At 65.7% G+C, this 6,891-nt stretch carries 5 protein-coding genes and 2 pseudogenes; 4 read left to right on the top strand and 3 right to left on the bottom strand.

Translation table 11 applies throughout. The annotated features are described in order from the left end of the window. Positions 1-751: 751 nt before the first annotated feature. Together ACFOY2_RS54500 and ACFOY2_RS54495 are read right to left on the bottom strand one after the other, a co-directional pair. On the bottom strand, positions 752-979 hold the full coding sequence (locus ACFOY2_RS54500) for a hypothetical protein (protein WP_379536087.1): 228 nt from the start codon (positions 977-979) through the stop codon (positions 752-754). A 13-nt stretch (positions 980-992) separates the two neighbouring features. Beyond that, positions 993-1,394, bottom strand: coding sequence for a RidA family protein (locus ACFOY2_RS54495; protein WP_020578017.1), 402 nt, complete (start codon positions 1,392-1,394; stop codon positions 993-995). Positions 1,395-1,500: 106 nt separating this feature from the next. Here ACFOY2_RS54495 and ACFOY2_RS54490 point away from each other — a divergent pair. Together ACFOY2_RS54490 and ACFOY2_RS54485 are read left to right on the top strand one after the other, a co-directional pair. Next, a pseudogene (locus ACFOY2_RS54490) lies at positions 1,501-1,960 on the top strand (IS1380 family transposase); the annotation flags it as partial. Positions 1,961-2,251: 291 nt separating this feature from the next. Then, a complete protein-coding gene (locus tag ACFOY2_RS54485) occupies positions 2,252-3,703 on the top strand; it encodes an FAD-dependent oxidoreductase (protein WP_379536086.1) in 1,452 nt (483 codons plus the stop codon). A gap of 48 nt (positions 3,704-3,751) precedes the next feature. Here ACFOY2_RS54485 and ACFOY2_RS54480 read toward each other — a convergent pair. Then, positions 3,752-4,080, bottom strand: a pseudogene (locus ACFOY2_RS54480) (ISKra4 family transposase); the annotation flags it as partial. Between the two features lie 763 nt (positions 4,081-4,843). On the opposite strand from ACFOY2_RS54480, the gene ACFOY2_RS54475 reads away from it, so the two are divergent. Next, positions 4,844-5,386: an integrase core domain-containing protein gene (locus ACFOY2_RS54475; protein ID WP_379536088.1), complete on the top strand. Its 543-nt coding sequence runs from the start codon at positions 4,844-4,846 to the stop codon at positions 5,384-5,386. A 249-nt stretch (positions 5,387-5,635) separates the two neighbouring features. Beyond that, the gene (locus ACFOY2_RS54470) at positions 5,636-6,463 is read left to right on the top strand and encodes an NAD(P)H-binding protein (RefSeq protein WP_379536085.1); all 828 of its coding nucleotides are present in this window, start codon (positions 5,636-5,638) and stop codon (positions 6,461-6,463) included. Positions 6,464-6,891 lie beyond the last annotated feature (428 nt).

Below are 6,891 nucleotides of genomic sequence, written 5' to 3'. Positions count from 1 at the left end.
AGCAGGGACGGCACGAGCCGGATGACGGGAGACTGTCATGTCCGGATCTGTGAGGGCCGGGGGCTGCGATGCCCCCGGCTACTCGGCCAGGCGCAGTCTTCCGGCTTGATCTTCTGTTGCTCATCACTGGGGCCTGAGTTGACGATGAGTGCCTAAATGATCTACCGCGATACACGGTCCGGACACAAGAGCAACCACCGAGCAACCAGCCATGATCAACAATGGGATCAGAGGCTGGCGAGAACCGAGAAACCCCAGGTCGAACGCGGTATTGAAGAGTAGGGCGGGTGGGACTTGAACCCACGACCCACGGATTATGAGAATCCTCGGTCGATGTCGCTCAGTGTCGCCGAGTGATGTTTTGTATTGCCGTGGCCGGAATTATGCCCGTCACCGTGTCAGTCTATGCCGACGCATGTCGTGCTGTAACGCGTACACGCGAGCAACCACCGAGCAACCGTGCGTTCTTGACCATCGGCACTATGTGCTATTTGTCCCCATCTCGGCGCGGCTGTCTGGGGCCAGGCTTGCGTGGTGAGCTCGAACTTTACGGCGGATCGAACGTGTGCGAGCAACCACCGAGCAGCCATCTCCTGGTCATTTACGTTCGCAGGTAGGATGGCTCGCAGCGGACCTCGGATGCGATGCATGGTCTGCTTGACGTGCATGGACGTGCTTTTCGGCAGGCGCAGAGCTGCCTGGCTCGACTGGTGAAACCCCAGCTCAACCCGCGTGCGCGAGTTTTGACGCGCTACACGCTGGAAGGCCGGATCGAACGCCGGCAGGTGCTCGGCGGGCTGATCAACGAGTACAGCCGAGCCGCGTAGCCGCTTGGGAGAACTCCCAGCTCAAACCCGATGCGATGAATTTTGAAGCGGTACAGGGCGTCGGGTCGGCCCGCCTGCACCGCGGCGGCGTTGACGGCGACCAGGGCCTGCACTGTCTGGGTCATGATCGTCACCGCGCGCGGCGCGGTCATGTCGTCCCAGCCCTCAGTCCTTCGTGACGGCAATACAGTCGACCTCGATGTCGAAGGGGCCCGTCCACTCCGGCACGCAGAAGAAGATGCGGGCAGGCGGGTTGTTCGGAAAAAAGCGCTTGTAGACCTCGTTGAAAGCGTTGAAGTGGTCGGCCGAGATGCACATTGCGTTGCACTTCAGCACATGGTCGAGGTCCGAGCCGGCGGCCTCGAGCGCCTTCTTAATCTGGGTGAGGATGAGCTCGACCTGGCGTTCGAACGGCGCGTTCGGGACGAGTTCCCCGGTGTCGGGGTCGAAAGGCGGCATGCCCGAGATGAACACCATGTTGCCGGCCCGGGTACAGGTCGACACCGGCGCGCCCCACTTCTCGAAATTGCTGTCGATGGGTTCGACCCGGATGATTTCCCGTTCCATGCGTTCGCTCCTTGTCTGTATGGCGTCAGTCAAGCCTGGATTTTCCGCGAAAGTCCGCCGATGAGTGCGTGCGAAATGCGAAAGTGTCTGTCCTGCAAGACACAATATGATTTCTGAAGGGTTCCACACGCCAGGCTGGGTACGAATCTCTGCTGACGGCCTGGGTGTCCTGTCGCATGCCGGGATGGGAATGGTGCGCGAACTCGCCGACCTGGCCACACTTCTGGTGCAAGGTCGCGGCCGTGCTCGCGGACACGTACAAGGGTCCGCGGGTGTACGAGCCGGGCGGTGTTCGCCGAGCTGGTCGCCGCGGCCGCGCGGGCGCTGGCGGCCGGTGCCGCACCCGCCGCGGGTGGGTGGCTGCACATTGATGTCGATGCCACCATCGACCACTCCAACAGAACGCGGCAGCGACCTGGAAGAAAACCTGCGGTCACCACCCATTACCGGTGTTCCTGGACCGCCCCGACATCGCCGACAGCGAAGAACTCGCCAGGCTGCTCCGCGTGGGGAACTCGGGCTCGAATGCCGCTAACGACCACATTACCATGCTCGGGTGGGCGTTGTACGCGCACGTCGAAGGCTCGGCAAGCGATATCGCACGCCGCGGCGCGGATGCACTCTGGCGGAACCTGATCGACAATCGTCGTGGGACGGCGGTGCGACAGCGCGCCTGACACGTGTGCGCCACGGCAGCTCTCGGCGACGGACCCACTCTTCAGCGTGGCGTCGACGATCACCGCCACGTGGCGAAACTGCCCGTATTGCGGTAATTTGGACCATGTAGTCGATATTTTGGACCTGCGCGCCCATGATCGCTCGGGAACTCGTCCAACCTGGCCCACGAAGGATGCGCCATGACGACTATCGAGCTCTACCCCGATGACGTTCACAACCAGCGGACGATCCGCCAGGGGCACCCACCTGACTGGGTCAACCGCGACGGTGGTGACTACGACCTGGTGGTGCTCGGCGGCGGACCGGGCGGCCTCACCGCCGCCATAACTGCTGCCGCAGGCGGGCACCGCGTCGCTATGACCGAGCAGCGACTGACCGGGGGCACCTGTGTCAACTTCGGCTGCACGCCGAGCAAAGCGCTGATTCGCTGCGCACGCGCGGTGCACGATGCGAGCCGCGGGGCCGAGTTCGGCTTTCGGCTCGACGCCCCACCCCAAACTGATTTCGGCTCGGTCATGGATCGGGTCCGCGAGATGCGTTCCCTCAGCAGCGCAGGCGATGCGGTCGAGGTGGCCGAGCAAGCGGGGGCGGAGGTCTACCTCGGGCACACGCGCTTCACCGCGCCGAATGCCATGGAGGTCGAGGGCAGGCTACTGCGATTTCGGACGGCCGTGATCGCCACCGGATCGGACCCCGTGGTGCCCCCCATCGAGGGACTGCGGACAGGCGAGTACCTGACCAACGAGACGGTCTTCTCACTGACCGAGCTGCCAGCCAGGCTGGTCGTCATCGGCAGCGGTCCAATGGGATGCGAGCTGGCCCAGGCCTTCCGCCGTCTCGGCAGCGAGGTGGACCTGGTCAGCCACTCCAGGACCCTGCTGCCCAATGATGAGCAGGAGGTCAGTGAGCTGATCCGTCGCCGGTTCGAGCAGGAGGGGCTAAGGCTCCATCTGGGGTTCAAGGCAGTACGGGCGGGCGCCGGCCGTTTGCTGGCGCAGGGCACCGGCGAGACGCGCGAGCTGCCCTATGACGCGCTGCTGTTCGGCACCGGCCGCAAGGCGCACGTGGAGCACCTGGGCCTGGGCGCGGCAGGGGTGCACGCCGACGGGGATGGCGTGGAGGTAGATGAATACCTGTGCACCAGCAACCCCAACATCTATGCCATTGGCGATGCAACCTTCCCGCAGAAGTTCACGCACGCGGCCAATGCGACAGCGCGGCTCTGTATCGCGAACGCGCTGGACGGAGCGCATCGCCCGGCACGAGAGCTCGTCATTCCCCACTGCACCTACACCGATCCCGAGGTGGCCGAGGTGGGCCTAACTCCGCGCCGAGCCCGCAACGAAGGTGTCACCATCGACGCTTACCGGCTCGACCTGGACAAGGTGGCGCGGGCGTTCATCGACGGCGAGGAGGAGGGATTCGGGGCGATATACACGCGCAGCGGCAGCAGCGAGATCGCAGGAGCGACGCTTGTGGCGGCGCACGCCGGTGAGATGATCACCGAGCTTACGCTGGCAATCATGAACCAGGTGCCGCTGGAGGTGCTGGCCGAAACGGTTCACTGCTACCCGACGCAGGCCCAGGTCTTCCAGGAGATCGCACTGCGGTACGCCAGAGCCCAGAGGTAGCTGTTCAGCTTGGGTAACGGCCTGTTGGACGACGAACATTCAAGATCGCTAGGCTGCTTGATGTTGAGGCCGAGAGTGAGCCGACGCCCGAGGGGCTGCGAGGCGGAGTCTGTCCTGGTAGCGGGGTTGGTGGACACGACGGTGTTCCTGTTTGAGGTGCCAGGCGTAGTAGGGGTCGAAGTCGCCGTTGCTGATCAGGGCTCGCAGTTTCAGGACGGCTTCGGCTCCGGCGAGTGACCAGCGGGCGCCGGTGATGTCGAGGCGATCCTTGACCAGGTGGCGGCAGGTGCCCTCGATGATGCCGGTGGCGATCCGATCGGCCAGCCGCGGGTCAGCGCGGTGTCGTACCGCAGGTAGGGGCTTTTGCTCTCCAGATACCCTGTGGGGTGCGGAAACTCAGCCGGTGAGGTTGACCTGAGGGTTCGTGGCTCGAGCATGGTGGGGTCACGGGCATCCTGCTGACGGTGTCGTGGTCCTTCCTCTACCTCATCCTCGGGCGGGTCTTTCAGCTCCTGGTCCTGCTGGGCCGCGGTGATCGGGCCAAGACGGCCGAGATCGTGGTGCTTCGTCATCAGGTCGCCGTGTTGCGCCGTCAGGTGAACCGTCCTGATCTCCAGCCGGTGGATCGGGTCGTGCTCGCGGCCTTGTCGCGGCTGCTTCCCCGCTCGTCGTGGAACGTCTTCTTCGTTACCCCCGCAACGTTGCTGCGCTGGCACCGCACGCTGGTGACGCGCCGGTGGACCTACCCCTCCAAACGGTCGGGTCGTCCCTCTACCCGCGCAGAGGTCCGGGAGGCGGTGTTGCGCCTGGCCCAGGAGAATCCCTCATGGGGCTATCAGCGCATCAGCGGAGAGCTGACCGGCATCGGCCTTCGGGTACCGCCCAGCACCGTACGCGACATCCTCAAAAAGGCCAGTCTCGGTCCGGCACCACGTCGCACCGGCCCGAGCTGGGGCCAGTTCCTCAAAGCGCAGGCCGAGGGCATCTGGGCGTGCGATCTGTTCCACGTCGACACCGTCTTCCTCAAACGGCTCTCACGTTCTGTTCTTCATCGAGCACGCCACCCGCGTGGTCCACATCGCGGGCATCACGGCGCATCCGACCGGAATCTGGGTCGCTCAACAAGTCCGCAACCTGGTCATGAACCAGGGAGCGCGGGCCGAGGGCATCAGATTCCTCATTCGCGACCGCGACGCCAAATTCACCGCAGTCTTCGACGAGGTGTTCACCTCACTCGGCGCCCGCGTCGTCAAAACACCAGTTCGCGCACCGCAGGCCAACGCGAGGGCCGAGCGCTGGGTCGGCACCGTCCGAAGAGAATGCACCGACCGGATGCTGATCTACGACGAAGGCCATCTCCGCCGAGTCCTGCAGGCATACGAACGGCATTACAACCGCCACCGTCCCCCATCGCTCACGAGACCGTCGACCACCTCAACCACCACATACCCCTACTCCACTCGGAGATCCCGATCAGGTCCGCCTGCAACGCCGGCAGGTACTCGACGGCCTGATCAACCAGTACCAGCGGGCCGCATAGACGAGGCGGATAACCGCAGACCAGAGGCCGCACCCGGGTTTTCGCACCCCACAGGACCATCCTGCGCGCGAACTGGTTCAACCAGAACTTCAGCGAGGACACCTTCTCCGACTTCAGCGGCGACATCCGCGCGGGCGAGGTGACCGGCAACTACGGAAACCTGCGGTTCGCGTTCGTCGACGTCGAGGACATCGCCGGCGTCGCGGTGGCCGCGCTCACCCGGGACGGCCACCACGGCAAGACCTACGACGTCAGCGGCCCCCGGGCGATGACGTTCGGCGAGGCCATCACGGGGATCTCCGCCGCCCCGCCAAGGACTTCGCGGACTGGGCCCGCCAGACCGCCGCCACCGGCGTGTGGAACCCCCGCCCCCAGGCCGAGCAGGAGGCCCGATGAGCACGTACTCCTCCACGGCGGCCCTGGTGCTCGGCGGCACCGGCAAGACCGGGGCCCGCGTCGCCCGCCGGCTCACCAACCTGGGGTATGCGGTGCGGGTCGGCTCCCGCAGCACCACACCGCCCTTCTCCTGGGAGGACCCCTCCACCTGGGGCCCGGCCCTGCAGGGCGTGGACCGGGTCTACATCGTGCACGCGGGCCTGGGCAGCCCCGAGTCGGTCGGGCAGGTCCGCGACTTCACCCGCACCGCAGTGCAGGCCGGAGTCCACCGCATGGTGATGCTGACCGGCGGCGGATCCGCGGAGTTCGCCCAGGCCGAGGACGCCGTGCGCACATCCGGCGCCGAGTGGACCATCCTGCGCCCGAACTGGTTCAACCAGAACTTCGACGAGGATCTTCTGACCAACACCCGCCAGGACGTCCGCGCGGGCGAGGTGGTCGGCAGCTACGGCGCGTCGCGGTTCGCGTTCGTGGACTGCGAAGACATCGCCGACGTCGCCGCGGCCGCGCTCACCGGCCAGGGCCACCACGGCAAGACCTACGACATCACCGGGCCCCGCCTGATGACGTTCGCCCAGGCCGTGGCAGAGATCGCCGCCGCCACGGGCCGCCCCATCACCTACACCGACCTCACCGGCGCCCAGTACCGGGACCACCTCATCGCCCGGGGCATGCCCGTTGATGTCGCCCAGTCGTTCGACGGTGACTTCCCGGATGTCGACAGCGAGCTGACCACCCACGTCCACGACGTGCTCGGCCGCCCTGCGAAGGACTTCACCGACTACGCGCGCCAGGCCGCCGCCACCGGCGTCTGGGACGCCTAGAAGCCGCCTGCGATCGGCATCGAGCCCGGCCCGTGGGACCGGGCTCTGTCGTGCTCAGGGCGAGATCTGCTCTTCCTCCTCTTCTCCTCGCCTGCCCTCCAGGAGCTGGTCAGGGGCCTGCATCTGCGCGACCAAGCCCTCAGCCTGTGCGAGATCGCCTCCCGCCTGGTCATTACCCAGGGCGCCAAGAGTGTGGCCGGCACCCCTCCCCGACCACCGTAATGAGCATGCTCCGCGACCACGACACCGGCATCGCTGAGCTGGGCACCGGAGCCAACGATGCGAAGCAACGGCCGTAGTTCCCTGGCCGGTATCCGAGCCGCGAACTGTCCTTAGTGGCCGTCTCCGTAAATCTTTCGGGGGTTGACTTTCGGATCTGATGCGTTCACTCCGTGAGGGTGGTCACGTAGAGATCGCAGACCAGGTCG

It is taken from the genome of Nonomuraea purpurea (assembly GCF_042650645.1).
GTDB classification, from domain to species: domain Bacteria; phylum Actinomycetota; class Actinomycetes; order Streptosporangiales; family Streptosporangiaceae; genus Nonomuraea; species Nonomuraea purpurea.
The sequence above is the reverse complement of the archived record's forward strand: the minus strand, read 5'-3'. Positions and strand labels throughout refer to the sequence as shown.

Bases quoted from the DNA above. Each gene is read 5' to 3' on its own strand.
- ACFOY2_RS54500 (WP_379536087.1), bottom strand. From the start codon at position 979: ATGACCGCGCCGCGCGCGGTGACGATCATGACCCAGACAGTGCAGGCC.
- ACFOY2_RS54495 (WP_020578017.1), bottom strand. From the start codon at position 1,394: ATGGAACGGGAAATCATCCGGGTCGAACCCATCGACAGCAATTTCGAG.
- ACFOY2_RS54485 (WP_379536086.1), top strand. From the start codon at position 2,252: ATGACGACTATCGAGCTCTACCCCGATGACGTTCACAACCAGCGGACG.
- ACFOY2_RS54475 (WP_379536088.1), top strand. From the start codon at position 4,844: ATGAACCAGGGAGCGCGGGCCGAGGGCATCAGATTCCTCATTCGCGAC.
- ACFOY2_RS54470 (WP_379536085.1), top strand. From the start codon at position 5,636: ATGAGCACGTACTCCTCCACGGCGGCCCTGGTGCTCGGCGGCACCGGC.